General features: G+C 68.5%; 16 protein-coding genes. 5 read left to right on the plus strand and 11 right to left on the minus strand.

The genetic code is table 11. From position 1 onward, the window contains the following. Nucleotides 1-3: 3 nt before the first annotated feature. The 6 genes from J5T34_RS23355 to J5T34_RS23380 form a co-directional block, all read right to left on the minus strand. Nucleotides 4-987, minus strand: coding sequence for a Bug family tripartite tricarboxylate transporter substrate binding protein (locus tag J5T34_RS23355; protein WP_432207701.1), 984 nt, complete (start codon nucleotides 985-987; stop codon nucleotides 4-6). Nucleotides 988-1,269: 282 nt separating this feature from the next. After that, complete coding sequence (locus J5T34_RS23360; protein ID WP_208583280.1) at nucleotides 1,270-2,412, minus strand: hypothetical protein; 1,143 nt, start codon at nucleotides 2,410-2,412, stop codon at nucleotides 1,270-1,272. A 256-nt stretch (nucleotides 2,413-2,668) separates the two neighbouring features. Beyond that, nucleotides 2,669-3,841: a thiolase gene (locus J5T34_RS23365; RefSeq protein ID WP_208583281.1), complete on the minus strand. Its 1,173-nt coding sequence runs from the start codon at nucleotides 3,839-3,841 to the stop codon at nucleotides 2,669-2,671. A 4-nt stretch (nucleotides 3,842-3,845) separates the two neighbouring features. Continuing rightward, nucleotides 3,846-4,253, minus strand: coding sequence for a Zn-ribbon domain-containing OB-fold protein (locus J5T34_RS23370; protein WP_208583282.1), 408 nt, complete (start codon nucleotides 4,251-4,253; stop codon nucleotides 3,846-3,848). A 254-nt stretch (nucleotides 4,254-4,507) separates the two neighbouring features. After that, nucleotides 4,508-6,082: an acetolactate synthase large subunit gene (locus tag J5T34_RS23375; RefSeq protein ID WP_208583283.1), complete on the minus strand. Its 1,575-nt coding sequence runs from the start codon at nucleotides 6,080-6,082 to the stop codon at nucleotides 4,508-4,510. A gap of 73 nt (nucleotides 6,083-6,155) precedes the next feature. Beyond that, entirely contained in the window at nucleotides 6,156-6,923 is a 768-nt protein-coding gene (locus J5T34_RS23380) for a GntR family transcriptional regulator (RefSeq protein WP_208583284.1), read from the minus strand. Between the two features lie 340 nt (nucleotides 6,924-7,263). On the opposite strand from J5T34_RS23380, the gene J5T34_RS23385 reads away from it, so the two are divergent. Next, entirely contained in the window at nucleotides 7,264-7,761 is a 498-nt protein-coding gene (locus J5T34_RS23385) for an acyl-CoA thioesterase (protein ID WP_174108691.1), read from the plus strand. 41 nt (nucleotides 7,762-7,802) lie between these two features. Here J5T34_RS23385 and J5T34_RS23390 read toward each other — a convergent pair whose 3' ends face one another. Next, nucleotides 7,803-9,329 carry a sensor histidine kinase gene (locus J5T34_RS23390; RefSeq protein ID WP_208583285.1) on the minus strand — a complete coding sequence of 509 codons (1,527 nt, stop codon included), beginning with the start codon at nucleotides 9,327-9,329 and terminating at the stop codon, nucleotides 7,803-7,805. Between the two features lie 350 nt (nucleotides 9,330-9,679). Here J5T34_RS23390 and J5T34_RS23395 point away from each other — a divergent pair, with 350 nt between their 5' ends. After that, the gene (locus tag J5T34_RS23395) at nucleotides 9,680-10,588 is read left to right on the plus strand and encodes a DMT family transporter (RefSeq protein WP_208583286.1); all 909 of its coding nucleotides are present in this window, start codon (nucleotides 9,680-9,682) and stop codon (nucleotides 10,586-10,588) included. 217 nt (nucleotides 10,589-10,805) lie between these two features. Next, on the plus strand, nucleotides 10,806-11,249 hold the full coding sequence (locus J5T34_RS23400; protein ID WP_208583287.1) for an HU family DNA-binding protein: 444 nt from the start codon (nucleotides 10,806-10,808) through the stop codon (nucleotides 11,247-11,249). Between the two features lie 134 nt (nucleotides 11,250-11,383). Here J5T34_RS23400 and J5T34_RS23405 read toward each other — a convergent pair whose 3' ends face one another. After that, the gene (locus J5T34_RS23405; protein WP_208583288.1) at nucleotides 11,384-11,692 is read right to left on the minus strand and encodes a hypothetical protein; all 309 of its coding nucleotides are present in this window, start codon (nucleotides 11,690-11,692) and stop codon (nucleotides 11,384-11,386) included. Between the two features lie 281 nt (nucleotides 11,693-11,973). After that, complete coding sequence (locus J5T34_RS23410; RefSeq protein ID WP_208583289.1) at nucleotides 11,974-12,786, minus strand: GntR family transcriptional regulator; 813 nt, start codon at nucleotides 12,784-12,786, stop codon at nucleotides 11,974-11,976. 114 nt (nucleotides 12,787-12,900) lie between these two features. Between J5T34_RS23410 and J5T34_RS23415 the strand changes: the two genes are divergently transcribed. Both J5T34_RS23415 and J5T34_RS23420 read left to right on the plus strand, forming a co-directional pair. Beyond that, a complete protein-coding gene (locus tag J5T34_RS23415) occupies nucleotides 12,901-13,740 on the plus strand; it encodes an enoyl-CoA hydratase/isomerase family protein (protein WP_244259208.1) in 840 nt (279 codons plus the stop codon). Between the two features lie 36 nt (nucleotides 13,741-13,776). After that, a complete protein-coding gene (locus tag J5T34_RS23420) occupies nucleotides 13,777-15,009 on the plus strand; it encodes a CaiB/BaiF CoA transferase family protein (protein WP_208583290.1) in 1,233 nt (410 codons plus the stop codon). Nucleotides 15,010-15,159: 150 nt separating this feature from the next. Here J5T34_RS23420 and J5T34_RS23425 read toward each other — a convergent pair whose 3' ends face one another. Then, nucleotides 15,160-18,300 carry an efflux RND transporter permease subunit gene (locus J5T34_RS23425; protein ID WP_208583291.1) on the minus strand — a complete coding sequence of 1,047 codons (3,141 nt, stop codon included), beginning with the start codon at nucleotides 18,298-18,300 and terminating at the stop codon, nucleotides 15,160-15,162. A 13-nt stretch (nucleotides 18,301-18,313) separates the two neighbouring features. After that, entirely contained in the window at nucleotides 18,314-19,495 is a 1,182-nt protein-coding gene (locus tag J5T34_RS23430; RefSeq protein ID WP_208583292.1) for an efflux RND transporter periplasmic adaptor subunit, read from the minus strand. Between the last annotated feature and the right edge of the window lie 37 nt (nucleotides 19,496-19,532).

Here is a 19,532-nt window from a genome sequence, read left to right on the forward strand (position 1 = left end):
CCATCACTCCACCTCGATCTTCGCCGTCTTCACCACCCCGCCCCACAGCTTCAGCTCCCGCTCGATCCGCTCGCCCAGCGGCTTCGGTCCGGTGATGTTCAGGTCGTAGCCGCCCTGCGTCATCCGCTGGCGGAAGGCCGGATCGTCGCCGACGGTCTGCTGCGCCTTGACCAGCGTGTCGATCACCTCGGCCGGCAGCTTCGGCGGCCCGATCAGCGCGTACCAGCCGGTCACCGCATAGTCCTTCAGTCCCGACTCGACCATCGTCGGCACGTTCGGCAGCGCGGCGTTGCGCTCCTTCGACGTGACCGCCAGCGGCCGCACCTTGCCGCCCTGGATATGCCCGATCGCGGTGCCGGTGATATCGAACATGAAGGCGATCTTGCCGCTGATCACGTCGGTCATCGCCGGCGAATTGCCCTTGTACGGCACGTGCAGCATCTTGACGCCGCTCATCTGCGCCAGCAGTTCAGCCGACAGATGGTTGGACGCCCCGACGCCGGCCGAGCCGAACGCCACGCCCTGCGGGTGCTTGCGGGCGTACTCCACCAGCTCGCCGACAGTCCTGGCCGGGAAGTCCTTGTTGATCAGCAGCACATTGGTGTAGTCGGTGATCAGCCCGATGTAGCTGAAGTCCCGGGTCGGATTGAAGTTGACCGCCTTCTGGATCAGCGGCGTCATCGTCATGGTCGGACTGGCGACGAAGTACAGCGTATAGCCGTCGGGCGGCGCCTTGGCGGTGAGCTCGGCGGCGATCGCGCCGCTGGCGCCGGCACGGTTGTCGACCACCACCGGCTGTTTCAGCACTCGTCCGAGGTAATCGGCATAGATCCGCGCCGCGGTATCGACCGGGCCGCCCGGCGTATAGCCGACGATCAGCTTGATCGGCCGCGACGGATACGGCTCGGCGGCCGTGGCGCCCGCGCTCGCCGCCAGCGAGGCCACGCAGGCCAGTGGAACCAGCGCGCCCAGCACGGTCGCCAGCATGCCGGCGGGCCGCCATCGTGTTTGCTTCGTTGCCATGCGTCTCCTCCTGTGATCAACGGTCTGGCGCGGCCGGCGCACTTTTGTTCTTTGCGCACGCGTTGTCCGTATACATATAGAGGGACGCGCGGGCGACGGACACCCGGGCGCTCCCGCCTGCGCCATCACCGCAGTGTGTGGGCGCTCCGGGACGCTCGCCATTTGCATTTGGCTAAGGCGGCCTTTCGCCTGGCCGTGGGTGCGGTGCGGCAATTCGGCGGCCTTCGTACCGGCTGCCCGCGCCGCTCAATAGCAGCGCACCCCATCGTCGTCGGGCCATGCCGGCGCCTCTGTCGGAGCCGGCAGCAGGCAACGCCGCTTGGCTTCCAGTTCGCGGGCAACAGTCTCGAGGCCGTGGATCGCCGCCCGATGCGCTTCCCGGCGCGGCCAATGATTGCCGACCCGCACGATCACTGGCGCGCGCCCGTCGCGCGGCATCGGATAGACCTTCAACTGAGCCCGGCCCGCGATCTCGCCGCGGCAAAGCAGCATCGACGGACGAAACAGCCGGATCAGCAGCACCAGCAGCGCACCGCGCCAGTCGCCGGCCGCGAGCCTGTCGCGCACGCCCGGGCCGGGTAACGGCACCGCCTCGTGCATGCGGCGCGCGTCGCCCACGCGCACCGGCCGCATCCGGCAACGGAGCAGCACGCGTTGCGGCTCGACGCCGTGCGGACGCGCGGTCCGGCGCCAGGGCTCGATGCGGAAGGCCAGGGACGCGCGGACCTCCGTTGCCGGTGCCGCCGCACTATCCTGCCCATCCGGCCCGCCCGTGGCGGCCGCACGTTCGGCCAGGTCGGTCTCCGCGGCGCCCTTCCCAACGGCAGTCGCCTGCCAGCGAGAGAACTTGTGCAGATGGATGTTGCCGGCGGCGTCCGCGGCAATCGTCAGGCAGCGCTGCACCGGAGGGGCGCCGGCCTTCACCGCGCGCTCGTCGCGGCAAACCAGCGCCTCGTCGGCGATGGCCGCGGCGCACTCCATCAGCGCGGCGCGCCTGGCGGCATCGCCGTTGCGCACGCCGTCGCTCACCGCGCCATGCAGGCCGAACAGCGCGCCCAGGCAATCGCTCAACCGCGTCAGTACCTTGATGCCCATCTCGGTCTCCAGCGCGGCATGTGCTGCCTCGGGATTGGGCGAGCGGTCGCAGCGGCGTTGGCCGAGCCGGTACTCCCGTGCGAGATCGGCAAAGATCGACCGCAAGCGCCCGCCGGAATCGGCCGCCAACCGGACTTCGATGCTGCCCGCGCCGAGAAACAGCGTGGTCGCGGTGCGCGCCACCTGCGCGGCGTCGCGCGGCCGCAGCGGCGGCTGCCCCGAGCGGGATCGTGGCGCGTGAATACGCGGCGTTGGGGGTAGAAGCGAAGGGGTCGCGCAGGCGGCAAGCGTCATGGTTCGGACAGACTCAAAGGGCAAGGCAAGGGTGCGTGGACGATCCGCTGCCGACAACCACCGCCTTGCCGGCCCGCGAATCGCCACCACGGTCTCTAGACGAATGGCGCGGCGCCGGCGTTGACGGCAGCGGCTGGTTTCGCGAGGCCTTGGCCCGTTTGATGTCGCCAAACAAAAAATGCGGACGAACGTGTTAAAACGTTCGTCCGCATTGCCTGGCGTGTCTGCTTGCCGGCATCCTTCGATGCCGCCCCGGTTACAGCGCCGCCGCAGTCCCCAGGATCGCAGTCGACTGGCTCGACAAGGTGCCGCCGTTGCCATGCACCAGCGCGATCTCCGCACCGGCGACCTGGCGCTGGCCGCATTCGCCGCGCAACTGCCGCACCGCCTCGATGGTGATGAACATGCCGTACATGCCGGGATGCACGCACGACAGCCCGCCACCGTTGGTATTGACCGGCAGACGGCCGCCGGGCGCGATGGCACCGCCGCTGACGAACGGCCCGCCCTCCCCTTTGGCACAGAAGCCGAGGTCTTCGAGGAACAGCAGCGTGTTGATGGTGAAGGCGTCGTACAGCTCGAGCACGTCGACATCGGCCGGCTTGACGCCCGCCATCGCGAACGCGCGCTCGCCCGATTCCTTCGCCGCACTGACGGTCAGGTCCGGCATGCTGGAGATCTGCCGGTGCCAGGTCGCGGTGGCGTTGCCCAGCACATAGACCGGCGGCTTGGCGAGATCCTTCGCGCGTTCGGCGCGCACCATCACATAGGCGCCGGCGCCGTCGGTGACCAGGCAGCAGTCGCGCACCGACAGCGGGTCCGACACCATGCGCGCGTTCAGCACGTCGTCGATGCTCAAAGGATCGCGCATCAACGCATCGGGATTCATCTGCGCCCATTTGCGCGCGGCCACCGCGACCTCGGCCAGATGCTCGCGCGTGGTGCCGTACTGGTGCATATGCCTCGCCGCCGCCAGGGCGTACGACGTGATCGGCTGCATCGGCTGGTAGGGGTTCTCGTACGGCTGCGGATCCAGCACCGAGCGCACCTTGGCGATGCCGGCGCGGCCGACCGTCGAGGTGCGCTGGTTGCTGCCGTAGCAGACCAGCACCGCGTCGCACAGGCCAGCCTCCAGCGCCAGCATGGCCGGCAGCATATGGGCGACGAAGCTGGAGCCGCCGATCATCGTGCTATCGACGAACTTCGGACGGATGCCGAGATACTCGGCAACCGGCATCACCCACATGGTGGCGCCGACGCTGGCGGTGGCAATGCCGTCGATCTCGCGCATCGACATGCCGGCATCCTTGACCGCGGCCTTGGCCGCCTCCACAAGGATTTCCATTTCGGTCTTGCCGTGGGCCTCGCCGAGTCCGGCCTGTCCCACGCCGACGATGGCGACGCCACCGCGCAACGATTGTGCTGGCATCGCGTCAGCCCTCCATCGGATCGAACACCACCATTGCCGGCACGCCGTCGCCGGCAGCGGGCGCCACGCGCGCCTTGACGCGCATGCCGATGCGTACCGCCTGCGGCGCCACGCCTTCGACTCGGCTCATCATGCGCACGCCTTCGTCCAGATCGATCAGCGCGACGTTGTAGTCGCCGCCGGCTTCCGGCTTGCGGCGCACGACGCTGGTCGAGTACACCGTGCCGGTGCCCTTCGGATCGGTCCAGTCGAGCGCCTCGCCGCCGCAGTGCGGGCAGATATTGCGCGGGTAGAACACGTGACGGTCGCAGTCGCGGCAGTGCTGGATGCGAAAGCGCCCTTCGTTCAGCAGGGCCGCGTAGACGCGGTCCGGCCCCTGATCGGGCTCCGCCGCGTTCGTTGGTGTTGTCATGCTGTCTCCTGGATCGATGCCTTCCGCGGGCAGCTTGCCGCAGTCATCGGCGCTTCGGCAATTCGGTTGTCTGGAAGGGTGGATTATTCAATCGCGAATGGGGACGCGGTTGCCCTCTCCCCCAGCCCCTCTCACGCAAGCGGGAGAGGGGGGCAAACCGGCGGGATTTGGGTAGGCCGACGGTGTTCTCCCTCTCCCGCTTGCGGGAGAGGGCCGGGGAGAGGGGCAGCGCACCGACCACGCCCCCACGGAGCTCAGATCACCAACTCGATCAAGAACGGCCCCTTGCGCTTGTTCGCCATCGCGAACAGATCGGCAAAGCCCTCCATATCGACCGCGCGCGCGCCCTCGACGCCCATGCCGGCGGCCAGCTTGACCCAATCGAGATCGGGATTGCCGATGTCGAGCATGTCGAGCGCCGTCTTGCCGGGATTGGCGCCGACACCGGCCAGTTCGCCCAGCAGGATCGCGTACTTGCGATTGGCCAGCACCACCACCGTGACATCGAGCTGCTCGCGCGCCATCGTCCACAGCGATTGCACGGTGTACATGCCGGAGCCGTCGGCCTGCAGCGCGACCACGCGCCGATCGGGCACCGCCACCGCGGCACCGACCGCCAGCGGCAGGCCCGCGCCGATCGCGCCGCCCGTCAGCTGCAGCCAGTCGTGCGGGGCGGCATGCACGGTGCCGGGATAGAACGCGCGGCCGAAGCTGACGCTTTCCTCGACCACCACCGCCTGCTCGGGCAGCAGCGCGCTCAACGTCTGCGCCACCGCTTCCGACGTCACCGCACCCTTCGCGATGCTGGCCGGCGCAGCGGCATCGGGCACCGGCACCGCAGGCGCGCCCAGTGCGTCCGCCAGGCGTGCGAGCGCATCGGCCAGGTCCTGCTCAGGGCGCGCGAGCACATGGATCTGCGCGTCCTCGGGATAGGGGCGCGGCGACTTGCCCGGGTAGGCGAAGAACGTCACCGGCGGCGGCGCACCGACCAGGATCACCTGACGGATGCCGGCCAGCTTCCCGCGGGCCACGTCGCCCGAATAGGGCACGCGCTCCACCGCAAACCGGCCGCGACCGCGCGACACGCGCGCGTTCGACATCGGCGTGATCAGGCGCGCGTCGGTGGCGGCGGCGATGCGATGCGCATCGGCCAATGGCGCCTCGCGCAGCGCCGTGCCGGCCAGCACCAGCAGCGTCGGCTGGCCCGAGCGCAGCCAGCGCGCGGCCTGTTCGATCGCGTCGGGCGACACCTTGGGCGCGGCGAGCGGCGGCAGCGGCGCGGCCACCTGGCCGCCGTCGTCCCAGCAGACATCGGAGGGCAGGATCAGGCTGGCCACGCCGCCGGGCGCGGCACAGGCCGCCTGCACCGCGGCCGCGGCATCGGCGCCGACCTGATCGGCGCGCTGCGCGGTACGGGTCCAGACCGACACGGGACGCGCCCAGCCCTCGGTATCCGCGGTCAGCGGCGCATCGAGGGGACGGTGGTAGGTCGCCTGGTCGCCGATGATATTGACGATCGGCGTCTGCGCGCGCCGCGCGTTGTGCAGATTGGCCAGGCCATTGGCCAGGCCCGGTCCGCAATGCAGCAGCGTCGCCGCCGGTTTGTCCGCCATGCGGGCATAGCCGTCCGCCGCGCCCGTCACCACGCCCTCGAACAAACCCAGCACGCAGCGCATGCCGGGGATGCGGTCGAGCGCCGCGACGAAATGCATCTCGCTGGTGCCCGGGTTGGCGAAGCAGGTATCGACGCCGCAGGCGAGCAGGGTCTTGACCAGGCTCTCGGCGCCGTTGAGCGTCTGCCCGGGTTGCTGGGATCGGTTGGTGTCCATATTGCGCGCTTCCTTGTTCTCAGGTCGGTCGATTCGAAATCAGGTGGAGATCGGGTGTTGCATGCGTTCGCCCTCAGCCCGCCACGCCGCCCGGATCGAGCAGATCGAAGTCGAGGCAAACGTATTCGGTCGGAAATTCGATGCGGGCGTAATAGACGATCACGCCGTCGGCGCAGGCATGGCGCCGCAGTTCGGCCACCGGTGCGCCGACCGGCAGCGCCAGCGCGGCGGCCGATTCCGCGCCGGCGGCGATGATCGACAGGCGCTGGCGCGCGCTCGATACCCGCAGCCCGGGAAAGCGGTCCAGCACCGGCATCGAGGCGCTCTGCCGGAACGCGCGCGGATTGCGCGCGAACAGCGTTTCCTCGATATAGACCTCGCCGAGCGCAAAGGGCCGGCCGTCGAGCCGGTGGAGGCGCCGCAGGAAATGGTAGGCGGGCGCGCGCTCGGCCTCGCACGGCATGCCGAGTTCGTCCGGCAACGGGACGCTGCCCGTCGACTCGACCAGCGCCTCGGTGCCGAGCTGTTCGCCGACCTCGACCGCCTGGCCCCAGGTGACCGGCAGCGACACCGGCCGGCGCCGCTTGCCGCCGCCCTTGACGAAGGTGCCGCGCCCGCGCGAGCGCGCGACCAGCCCTTCGTCGTCCAGCACCGACAGCGCGTGATGCATCGTCATGCGCGCGACCCCATATTGGCGGCACAGATCCTCCAGCGACGGGATGCGTTCGCCCGGACGCCAGACGCCGCTCTCGATGCGGCGGCGAAAGATCGTCGCCAATTGCAGATAGACCGGTTCGCGGCTGCGCGACAGCAGTTCGGTCGAGGACAGGGAATCAGACATCGAAGGCGGCAGACGAAAGGGGCCGGTGCGGGCGTGGTGCGAGGCCGCATCACGCCCGCGATGCAAACGGACGCCACGCCCGTTCAAGGAGGAGGCAGCGAACTGCCACTGTAATAAGGTCTAGTTTCCTATACCACTAGGGTTTACCGCGGGTTGGTGCGCCATCCCGCAGTCAGCGACCGGCCGCAATGGCAAGTTCTGCTTACGTGTGCCGGCCCGCGTCCACCCGCAAAGGTTGGGTGACGTCCGTGCAGGGTCTCCGGCCAGAATGCGGCATGCCCCCTCTCCCCCGGGGCAAGCGCGGCTGCCGCTCGCAGCCACCCATCCAGGAGTTATTTCCATGCTGATGCGAGACGTGATCCCCCACATCCTGAACCGCGGCACCAACCCGCTCGCGCAGGATCGGGTCGAGACCCCTCCCCGCAAGACGTTCCACCACACGATCGACATCTATCTGAAGGACTCCAACGCCTTCATGAACACCTACTTCGCGCGCTATTTCGAGTGGCAGGGCATCTGCCGCGAGCGCTGGTTCCACGAATGCATCCACGGCAATCTGCTGGCCGCGGGCGGCGTCTTCGTGACCAAGCGCGCGCACCAGGAATATGTCGAGGAGACCTTCCCGTTCCAGCGTGTGGACTGCTACCTGAACACCTTCCAGGTCAAGCAGTGCTCGGCGTATCTGCTGTTCCGCTTCTGCGTCGACGAGCGGCCGGTCTCGCTGGGCTACCAGCAGATCGTGTTCGCCGACAAGGAAAAGCGGATCGCGCGGTTCCCGAAGGAGATCGTCGAGCGGGTCAAGGAGTATGAGGTGACCGCGCCGGTGCTGGCCAACTGATCGGGCCGGCCGCTCGGCCGAACCCGGGCACGGACGTCGCTTCAGGCGGCCGTGCCCTGGCCGAGCGGCTGGATCGACTGGATCGACTGGATCGACTGGATGGGCTGGATCGGCTCGCGCCCGTCCAGCGTGCCGATACTGGCGGCAGGACTCGTCGGCTGCGGCGGGTCCGCCAGCACCGCGGCCGGCAGATGCAGCGTGAAAACGGTATGGCGGCCGGGCGCCGATTCGCATTCGATGCGGCCGCCGAAGGCCTCCATCACGCGCCGGCAGAACGCCAGGCCCATGCCGGCGCCGCTGCCGTGCGGCTTGGTGGAGAAGAAGGGATCGAAGATGCGCGGCAGCACATCCGGCGGGATGCCGGGGCCGGTATCGCGCACGCGCAGCTGATAGAAGCCGCCCGATTCGCGCGCCGAGATCTCGATCCGGCCGCCGCCCTCGCCCCCGCCCTGCTGCGCGCGCATCGCCTGCAGCGCATTCTTCAGCAGATTGAACAGGACATAGACCAGCAGCGTATCGGAGCCGCGGAAACGCCAGCCTGCCGGTATCTGCTGCACCGACACGCGTTCGCGCTCGCCGGCGCGGAACGGATAGCGTTCCAGCGCGGAGCCGACGCATTGCGCCACGCCGTGCGGCACGAAGCTGCCGCGGTCGAGCCGCTCCAGCGTGATCGACGCCAGCGCCATCTCGATCACGGCCTGCGTGCCGTCGACCTCGCTGCGGATCGCGCCAAGCAGCATCGGCAGCCGTTCGAGCTGCCCCGGGCGCAGCCGGTCCTCGATCAGGCCGTGCGCGAGCGCGCGGCGATAGCCGTCCAGCACGGTGGGCCAGGCCGCCGCCAGTTCCTGCGTCTGCATGCGGATCGTCGCCAGCGGCGTGCGCACCTCGTGAGCTACGGTGGCGGCCAGCGAGTACGGATGCATCAGGTCGTAGCGCACGATCGACAGCGCGATGATGCCCAGGCTGACGGCGATGAAGACCACGCCCGGCGGATAGAAGTCCTGCCCGTAGTTGACCGCATAGTCGATCGCCGCCAGCGAATACAGGCCCAGGCTCCACAGGCACAGCGTCAGCCGCTTGCGCTTCTCGCCGACCGCCGTGCGGCGCGCATCGAGCAGCAGCCAGCCGCTGCGCAGCGCCAGCAGCACGGTCTGCACGACGTGCAACGGATGCAGGCTGCCCGCGCGCGGGTAGTTGCCGAAGCTGTAGAGGTAGTAGTCCGACACCAGCCGATCGGACGTCAGCAGCACCACCGCCAGCACCAGCGACGCGCCGTACGACATCAGCAGCCACGGCCGCTCGCTGCGGCGCTCGGTGACCTCGGTGATGAAGTGATAGAACGTGGTCGGCAGGAAGACGATGAACAGATAGCCGACCTTGGCGAGCAGCAGCGCCACGTCGGGATGCGTCGTCTGGAACAGGAAGGCCCAGGTGCCCTGCCATGCGAACGTGGTCGCGCACATCAGAAAGAACGTGATGGTCAGACGCGTGACGCCCTTCGTCACCAGCACATAGAGGCCGTAACCGAGAAAGATCGACGAGACGAAGGCGGGCAGGATGGCGTACATGGCGGGACCGTTTGAGCTGCCAGACCGGCGGAAAGCGGACATGGTATGCCCTAACGCTCCGCCGCCGTACTGATTTCGGTTGCACTCTGCGGTAACCGGGGTTGAATACGCCATCCCCGATCGGGGGTAGCACGCCGGTAGGGTTGCAGGCCCTGACGTCGGCAATACCCCCTGCAAAACCGGGGCCGAGCGTATCCGCAGCCGCCGTTGACTGCATAATGCGCGCTCCACTTGCTACGCCACCGCGCCGACGGCAACGACGGTCGGCGACGCTGCGCCACCGGCCGATATGTCCGCTCCGCGCCTGCGCCGCCGACACCGACGACCGTGCCTTCGCGCACTCCAGACGCATGCCCTCTTCTCCGATCGCCGGCTCGCGGGCCGGCTGGCTGACCCTCTTCCTGCTCGCCTTTCCGCCGCTGAGCTGGGCCGGCAACGCCATCGTCGGCCATCTGGCCGCCGGCGCCGTGCCGCCGATCACGCTGAACTTCCTGCGCTGGCTGCTGGCCGGCCTGCTGCTGACGCCGCTGGCCTGGAACGGCGTGCGTGAACATGCGGCCGCGTTGCGGCGCCATGCGGGTCTGATCCTGGCGCTCGGCGTGCTGTCGATCGCCAGCTATAACGCGCTGCAATATCTGGCGCTGACGACGTCGACGCCGATCAACGTGACGCTGATCGGTGCCTCGATGCCGCTGTTCCTGCTGGCGGTCGGCGTGACCTTCTTTCGCGAACCGGCCACGCGCAGCCATATCGGCGGCGCGCTGCTTTGCCTGGTCGGCGTGACCTTCGTGCTGGTGCGCGGCGAACTCGGCCGGCTCGCCCAGCTCGACTTCGTGCCCGGCGATCTGTTCATGCTGGCGGCCACCTTGGCCTGGAGCGGCTATACGTGGCTGCTGCGCAAGCAGCGGCCGGCGCTGCCGCTGATCGTGCTGCTGTACGCGCAGATCGTCGCGGGCGTGATCGTCAGTGTGCCGTTCGTTGCCTGGGAACTGGGCGTCGCGGGCCAGACCATCGTCTGGAGCGGCAAGACGGTCGGCATCCTCGCGTACGTCGCCACGGTGCCGTCTCTGCTAGCGTATTTCGCCTGGGATCGCGCGGTGGCAAGAGCTGGCGCGCAGCTGCCGGTGTTCTTCGTCACGCTGACGCCGGCCTTCGCCGCGATCCTGTCCACGCTGCTGCTGGGCGAGTGGCCGAACTGGTATCACGGCGTCGGACTGGCCGCGATCGTGGCCGGCATCTGGGTCTCGCAGCGGCGCTGATCGGCGCACCGCATCGCGTCCTGGCCAGCATGGCCGCGGCGGCGAACGCGAAGATGGTGGCATCCGCGCGACAGATTGCACGACCCAATCGCGAAATCGCGCCGAAAACCCCTTGAAAATAGGCACCGTTCGCCCATTTTGCTATTCTGTGCGCGGCGCTGCCCGGCGGTTTCCGACGGTCCCGCGCTCCAACATTGAACCTGTTCACGACATCGATATGGCCACCAAAGCTAAACCGACCGCGAAGACTGCAGCAACCAAGACCGCCGCCAAGGCGCCCGCCAAGAAGGCCGCCGCTCCGGTGAAGGCCGCCAAGAAGGCAGCGCCGGCAGCAGCGCCGACGCCCAAGCCGCTGAAGGACACCTTCAACAAGTCCAGCCTGGTGTCGCACCTGGTCGCGCAGACCGAGCTCGATCCGAAGACGGTCAAGACCGTGCTGGCCCAGCTGGAAAGCACCATGATCGGCGCGCTGAACAAGAAGGGCGCAGGCGAATTCACGCTGCCCGGCCTGCTGAAGATCACCGCCGTGCAAGTGCCCGCCACCAAGAAGCGTTTCGGCAAGAACCCGTTCACCGGCCAGGAGCAGTGGTTCGCTGCCAAGCCGGCGTCGGTCAAGGTCAAGGTCCGCGCGCTGAAGAAGCTGAAGGACGCGGCGCTGTAAGCGGCCGCTGCAGTTGCCTCGGCGCGAATTCCGCGCCGGCATGCAAAAACCCTCGCCTCAATTGAGGCGAGGGTTTTTTTATTGGCCGCTTTCCATTGGCCGCGGCCTGCCGGACGATGAAGCCGCGGACCGCCTTAGCGCGTCCAATACCCCGGCCGCCGCACCACATGCCCGTGCGAGTCCCGGACCCAACGCTCGGGTACGTAGCGGTGTCCCGGGCGCGATACGTGATGGCCGTGGCCATAGTGCGGACGGGCATGGTGGCGATAGCCGTCATGGCGATAGTGATGTCGCGCATGCGGCGGGGCCGGACGGTAGTGCTCGTGGCGATGGTAGCCATGCCGATGATCGTGGCGGTCCGAATGCGCCTGGGCGGGCGAGACCAGCCCGAACATCGCGCCGGCGGCAAGGGTTCCGAGTGCGATCAGCCATTGGCGAGTCATGTTTTTCTCCTGATGCGCTGCCGGGCTTGGCGGCGCGTTGAACATGGCTCGACTGTAGCGAGGCGTCGCGGTCCTGGACGGATGCAGTTGTAAGGCCATCTCACAAGCGCAAGACGTCGCCGATCCACGCCGCCACACGGTGCGCGAGGTCCCAGGCCCTTGCCGGCGCGAGGATAGCGGCCGTTGTGCCGGCCTTGCCGCCATGCGGCGCCAGCGCGGCCACCGGCGCGCCCGCGTCCGTCACGTAATGCGGCGTTACAGCGGAAATAACTGATTGCGACTTATCGCACCGCCGCGGCCTCGCGTTCGCGGGCCTCCCGCATCGCCAGCGCCTTCTTCTGCAGCGCATGCTCGCGCATCAGCGTCTCGACCGTGGCGCCATCGCGCGCCAGCAAGGCGGTGACGAAGCGCTGGTGGTCTTCCACGCCGTGGGCCCATTCGTCCCGGTCCTGATTCGAGCGGAAGCGCAGGTTCTGCACGCGCAAATTGAGGCGGCGATGGGTGTCGGCCAGCGTCGGGTTATGGGCCGCCGCGCTGATCGCCAGATGGGTGCCCATGCTGGCCTCGTAGTAGGCGTGCAGATCGCGCGCGGCATAGGCGTCGAGCATGGCGCGATGCAGGCGGGCGATCTGCGCGAGTTCCTCGTCGCTGGCCTTCTCCGCGGCCAGTCGTCCGGTCAGTCCTTCGAGCACGGCGAGCACATCGAACAGGTCGGCCACGTCCTTCTCCGACATCGCGATCACCTGCGCGCCGCGCTTGGGCAGCAGCATCACCAGGCCGTCGGCGGCCAGGATGCGATAGGCCTCGCGCAGCGGCGTACGCGAGACGCGCAACCGCTCGCACAGATCGCGCTCGTTGAGCCAGACGCCGGGCACCAGCGTGCCGTCGATGATCAATTGCCGCAGCCGCTCGGCGACCACCGCGGCCAGCGTCGGATGGGCGATGGCGAGCGGATCGGCGCCCTCGGTCGAGAGGCCGGCGGCCGCTGTTGCGGGACCGGTGCGGCGGCCGCGTTCGCCGCCGGCGCGGGCCTGCGGCAGGCCCGGTGCCAGCGTTGCCGGGGCTTCTTCCGCCGGATGTTCCGGGTAAACCATGGGCGATGCGTCCTTTGTGACGGGCGTTGATTTGGGATATGGTATACCAAATAAACGATGCGGCAAGACAAACGGCTTGCCGACTCCCCAGTCAACCCGCCAGGAGCGCCTTCGATGACCGTGATGCCCGCCTCCGCTTCCCCCGACTCCCCCGATCCCCGACAAGACAGCGTCGACGACAGCCCGGTGCTGACGATCCGCGACGGCTCGATCGCCACCGTCGTGCTCAATCGCCCCGCCAAGCTCAATGCCATGACGCTGTCGATGTGGCAGCAACTGGGCGAGACCTTCCGCACCCTCTCCGCCGACGACAGCGTGCGTTGCGTGATCGTGCGCGGCGCCGGCGAGCGCGCCTTCTCGCCCGGCAACGATATCGGCGAGTTCGCGCAGGCGCGCTCGAACAAGGCGCAGGCCACCGCCTACGGCAAGGTGATGCACGACACCGCGCAGGCGCTGCAGGACTGCCGGCATCCGGTGGTCGCGCAGATCCATGGCATCTGCGTCGGCGGCGGACTCGAGATCGCGGCGATGGCGGATATCCGCATCTGCGGCCAGGGCAGCCGTTTCGGTGCGCCGATCAAGAATCTGGGGCTGGTGATGGCCCATGCCGAGATGGCGCCGCTGATCCGGCTGATCGGCGAATCGCGGACGCTCGAGCTGCTGTTCGAAGGCAGGATCATCGGCGCGGACGAGGCGCATGGCATCGGTCTGGTGTCGCGCGTGGTGCCCGACGATCAGGTCGCCGCCGAAGCGGCCGCGACCGCGCAGCGCATCGCCAGCGGCGCGCCGCTGGTCGCGCGCTGGCACAAGAAGTTCGCGCGCCAGCTGGCGGCCGGCACGCCGCTGGGCGAGCGCGAGCGCGACGAGGCCTTCGACTGCTTCGACACCGAGGATTTCCGCACCGGCTACCGCGCCTTCCTCGCCAAGCAGACGCCCCAGTTCCACGGCCGCTGAGCGGCATTCTTTCGAAGGACGGTGATGGCATCTCCCATGCAATCCGATCGCTCTCCTCAGGCCGGCGCGCTGTCCGGCATGCGCGTGCTCGAACTGGCGCAGATCATGGCCGGCCCAACCTGCGGCATGATGCTGGCCGACCTCGGCGCCGACGTGATCAAGATCGAAAAGACCGACGGCGGCGACGATGCGCGCGGCTATCAGGATCCGCGCATCAACGGCGTGTCGGCGCCCTTCCTGATTCTGAACCGCAACAAGCGCGCCATCGCGCTCGATCTGAAGACGCCCGAAGGCAGGGAAGTGCTGCTGCGGATGGTGCGCGATGCCGACGTGCTGATCGAGAACTTCCGCAAGGGCACGATGGAGAAGCTGGGGCTCGGCTACGACGTGCTGTCGGACATCAATCCCGGCCTGATCTATTGCGCGATCTCGGGCTATGGCCGCACCGGCCCGGCCGCCGACAAGGGCGGCTTCGATCTGATCGCGCAGGGCTATACCGGGCTGATGCGCATCACCGGCGAGGAAGGCGGACCGCCGCTGCGCACCGGCAACTCGATCGCCGACATCAATGCCGGCATCCTGGCCGCGGTCGGCATCCTGGCCGCCTATCAGCACAAGCAGAAGACCGGGCGCGGGCAGATCGTCGAGACCTCGCTGATCGAGGCCGGGCTGCAGCAGCTGTACTGGCATGCGGCGATCCATTTCGCTACCGGCGAATCGCCGGGGCCGAGCGGCTCGGCGCATGTGTTGGCCACACCGTACCAGGCGTTTCCGACGCAGGACGGGCACATCATCGTCGGCGGCGCCAACGAAAAGAACTGGGAACGGATCGCGCAGGTGCTGGGCAAACCCGAGTGGCTGACCGATCCGCGCTATCGGCGGAATTCGGACCGCATGCGCCACCGCGACACGCTGCTGCCGGCCATGGCGCAGATCCTGCGCACGAAGCGCTCGGCCGAGTGGCTGGCGGCGTTCGACGCGGCGGGCGTGCCGGCCGGCCCGGTGCATTCGATCGGCGAGGCGCTGTCGCATCCGCAGACGCTGGCGCGGGAGATGGTCGTCGAGCAGCAGCATCCCGAGGCCGGGCCGGTGAAGAGCATCGGGCTGCCGATCAAGCTGTCGGAGACGCCAGCGCAGTACGTACGGCCTTCGCCGCGGCTGGGGGAGGATACGCGGGCGTTGCTGGCGGAGTGCGGGTATGGGGAGGCGGAGATTGCCCGGATGCTCGGAGCGGGCGTGGTGCGGGACGTTACGGCGGCAGAGGGATAGCGGGCGCTGTTTGCCCTCTCCCCCGCCCCTCTCCCGCAAGCGGGAGAGGGGAGAAAGCCCGCGCGGCAGGACGCGCTCAGGGTGTTCTCCCTCTCCCCCTCAGGGGGAGAGGGTTGGGGAGAGGGAGGTGGTTTAGCTTCCAACGCCCCCTCAAACCACCGCCTCATCCTCCCGCCGCGCCCCTCCCTCGCCTGTCAGGGGCTCATCCTCCTCCGCCGCCTCATCCGGCCAGCTCCGGCTGACCATCCATTCGTACAGCGTCGGCAGCACGATCAGCGTCAGCACCGTGGCGGTAATCAGCCCGCCGATGATCACGATCGCCAGCGGGCGCTGCGTCTCCGAACCGATCGCGCGCGAGACGGCCATCGGGAACAAGCCCAGCATCGCCAGCAGCGCGGTCATCAGCACCGTGCGCAGCCGATCCATTGAACCGACCAGTACCGCCTGTCGCAGCGGCAGGCCCTGGTCGCGCAGCTGGTTGAAGTAGGTCACCATCACCACCCCATTGAGCACCGCCTGGCCGAACAGCGCGATAAAGCCGATCGCCGCCGACACCGACAGCGGAATGCCGGTCAGGAACAGCGCGAACACGCCGCCCACCAGTGCGAACGGGATGTTCGACAGGATCAGCGTCGCGCTCTTGAACGACTTGAAGGCCTGGAACAGCAGCAGGAAGATCAGCAGCACCGACAGCGGCACCACGATCGACAGCCGCGCCATCGCGCGCTGCTGGTTCTCGAACTCGCCGGACCAGCCGATCTTGACGTCGTCGGCGCGCACGTTCTTCGCCACCAGCGCCTGCATGTCCTTGACCACGCTGCCCATGTCGCGATCGTGGATGAAGACGCCGATCGAGGTGGTGCGCTGCCCGTTCTCGCGGCTGATGTTCATCGCCCCGGAGGCCGCATGGAAATGCACCAGCTGCGACAGCGGCACCTGCGCGCCCTCGGCGGTCTGCATCAGGATGTTGGGCAGGTTGGGCAGCTCGCGCTCGTTCGGCGCCAGCCGCACCACCACGCTGAAGTGCTTCTCGCCCTCCCACAGCTCGGTGGCGGCCTTGCCCGCCAGCGCGGTCTCCATCAGGTCCTGCACGTCGGCGACGTTGATGCCGTAGCGCGCCGCCTGCGCCCGGTCGAAGTCCAGCACATACTGCGGCAGCTCGCCGTCGCGATCGATGAAGGCGCGCATCACGCCCGGCACGGTCTGCACGTTGGCAAGAATCTGATCGGCGACGCGCTTGTTCTGCTCGAGGCTGTCGCTCTGCACCTTGATGACGATCTGGCCCTTGATCTGCGAGATGCTCTCGAGGATGTTGTCGCGCACCGGCTGCGAGAAGTTCGGCTCGATGCCGGGCAGCTTGCGCAGATTGGTGTTGATCTCGCCGATGATGCGGCGCTTGTCGAAGCCGCGCCGCCACTGCGCCTCGGGCTTCAGGTCGACCAGGATCTCGACCGTATTGATCAGCTTCGGATCGGTGCCGTCGTCCGGCCGGCCGACCTTGGAGATCGTCGACTTGACCTCCGGCGTCAGCCGGATCGTGCGGCGCAGCCGGGCCGCCTGCTCGCGCGCCTCGTCGGTTGACACCGAGGCCGGCAGGTCGAAGCTGACCCACATCGCGCCCTCGTCGAGCTCGGGCAGGAATTCGCTGCCGAGCAGCTTGCCGACACCGGCAGTGACGACCAGCAGCGCGACCGCGCTGGCCACGACTGCGCGCTTGTGGTCCAGCGCCCACGCGAGCATCGGCGCGTAGGCGCGCTTGCACAGCCGCACCACCGTGTTGTCGTGGTGCGCGATGTCCTTCTTCAGCAGCAGATAGCACAGCAGCGGCACCAGCGTCAGCGAGACGATCAGCGAGCCGACCAGCGCACCGGTCACCGTGTAGGCCATCGGCGCGAAGATCTTTCCCTCGTGCCGCTGCAGCGTGAAGATCGGCAGGTGCGCGGCGATGATGATCACCATCGAGAACACCGTGGGCCGGCCGACCTCGGTGACCGCGCGCGCGATCGCCTGCAGCCGCGCGCGGCTGTCGCGGATCTTCTGCTCCTTCAGTTCGCCGAGCCGCTTGAAGATGTTCTCGACCACGATCACGGCACCGTCGACGATGATGCCGAAGTCCATCGCCCCGAGCGATAGCAGATTGGCCGGAATGCCGACCCAGGTCAGGCCGATGAAGGTCGACAGCAGCGCCAGCGGAATCACCAGCGCGACGATGGCCGCGGCGCGCACGTTCGCCAGGAACAGATACAGCACCGCCATCACCAGCAGTGCGCCCTCGACCAGATTGCCGAACACCGTGTGCAGCGTCTTGTCGATCAGGTCGGCGCGGTCGTAGTACGGCACGATCTCGACGCCGCGCGGCAGAATCTGCTCGTTCAGCTGCGCGATCTTCGCCTTCAGCGCGGTCAGCACCTCCGACGGGTTCTCGCCCTTGCGCATCACCACGATGCCCGACACGATGTCCTCCTCGTCGTCCTGCGCCATCAAACCCTGGCGCGGCGCGGCGCCGACGCGCACCTCGGCGATGTCCTTGACCAGGATCGGCGTGCCGTTGACCTCGGACACCACCACGTTGGCGATATCGGCCGAGCTGCGAAAGCTCCCCAGCGAGCGCAGCAGAAACTGCTGCCGCCCCTGCGCGACCGCGCCGCCGCCGGCGTTCGAGTTGCCGCGCTGCAGGGCTGCGAACAGCTGCGCCAGCGAGATATTGGCGTCGCGCATCCGCGCCAGATTCGGGTTGACCTCGTACTGCTTGATGGTGCCGCCGATCGTCACGAGGTCCGCCACGCCGGGCACCTGCCGCATATTCTTCTCGACCACCCAGTCCTGCAGCGTGCGCAGCTGTTGCGGCGTGTAGCCCTTGCCGGTCAGCCGGAACCGGTAGATCTCGCCGATTGCGGTCGACAGCGGCGCGAGGTCCGGCTGCACGCCATCGGGCAGATCGACGCCGCGCAGGCGCTCGATCACCTGCTGGCGCGCGGTGACATCGGTGGCCTTGTCGTTGAAGGTCACCATCAGATAGGACAGCCCGAACTGCGTGTGCGAGAACACCCGTACCGAGTTCGGCGTGCCGGCCAGCGCGGTCTCGATCGGAATCGTGACCTGGCGCTCGACCTCCTCGGCCGCGCGCCCCGGATACAGCGTGATCACGTTGACCTGCACGTCCGAGACGTCGGGGAAGGCCTCGATCGGCAGGTTCTTGAAGGCCGCCAGGCCGCCGGCGACGAACAGCGCCAGCCCCATCCAGACGAACAGCTTCTGGTGCAGCGCGAAATGGACGATGCGCGAGATCATGACGCGGCCGGCCTCATTGAGCTTGTTGGCGCAGCGCGGCCTGCGTCGCGCTCGCGTCGCGCAGGATGTCCTGCAGATAGAGATTGCCGTCGGTCACCACCTGCATGCCGGATTCCAGCCCGGCCACCACTTCGGTGACGCCCGGCAGGCTGGCACCGACCTTGACCTCGTGCCGCTCGAAGCGGTGCGCGTCGACGCGCACGAACACATAGTGATGGTTGTCGGCCAGAAACACCGCCTTGGCGGGCACCGCGATGCCGTCGAAGCCGGCGGCCTCGATCCGCGCGGTGACGAACATCTCGGCCTTGAGCTTGCGCTCGGGGTTCGGCACCGACAGACGTACCTTGATGCTGCGCGCGGCCGGATCGACATAGTCGGCGATCTTGACGACCTTGGCCGGGAAGGACTCGCCCGGATAGGCGGCCGAGGTCAGCGTCACGCTGCCGCCCGGGCGGAACAGCGCCAGGTCGGCCTCCGCCGCGTCGAGCTGCGCCCACAGATCGGCGGGATCGGTCAGCAGGAACAGCGGCGCGGCCGGCGGCTGGTCCGGCCGCAGCTGCATGCCGGGATTCAGATTGCGTTCGACCACCAGGCCGGCGATCGGCGCGCGCAGCGCGAAGCGATCCGGCGCACCAACGCCCACCGCGCCCGGCTTGCCGAGTTCGCCGCCGACCTGCCGCAGCGCCGCCTGCGCGCGCTGCAATTCGGCACTGGCGCGCGCCGCCTCGGCCTGCGCCTGTTCCAGATCCTTCTGCGCGACGATGCCGGCGCCATACAGCTCGCGTTGCCGGGCCAGACCCTTGGCGGCGAGCGCCGCATCAGCGGCCGCCTTGCGCGCGTCGGCCTGTGCCGCGCCGAAGTCGGGCGAGGACAGCAGCGCGAGCGGCTGGCCCGCGGCGACGGTGGTACCGGGCTGCACCAGGATCTCGGCGACGCGGCCGGCGAACGGGCTTGTCACGCGCACGGTACGGTCCTCGTTCCAGACCAGCCGCCCGGGCAGCGTCAGCACGCGCTCGGCGCCGCGCCGCACCGGCTCGGTGCTGATGCCGGGCAACGACCGGATCGATTCGGGAAACACGATGGCCGTGCCTTCGACGCGCGGCGACGCGGACTCCGGTTCGGCCTTGCGGCCGCATGCAGTCAGGCTCAGCAGCGCGCCGAGCAGGACGATCGTCAACAGGGAACGGAGGGACATGGCGTCGGGGAGATCAGGGATCAGGAGATCGGGAAAG

It is taken from the genome of Cupriavidus gilardii, assembly GCF_017598945.1.
GTDB lineage: Bacteria > Pseudomonadota > Gammaproteobacteria > Burkholderiales > Burkholderiaceae > Cupriavidus > Cupriavidus gilardii_E.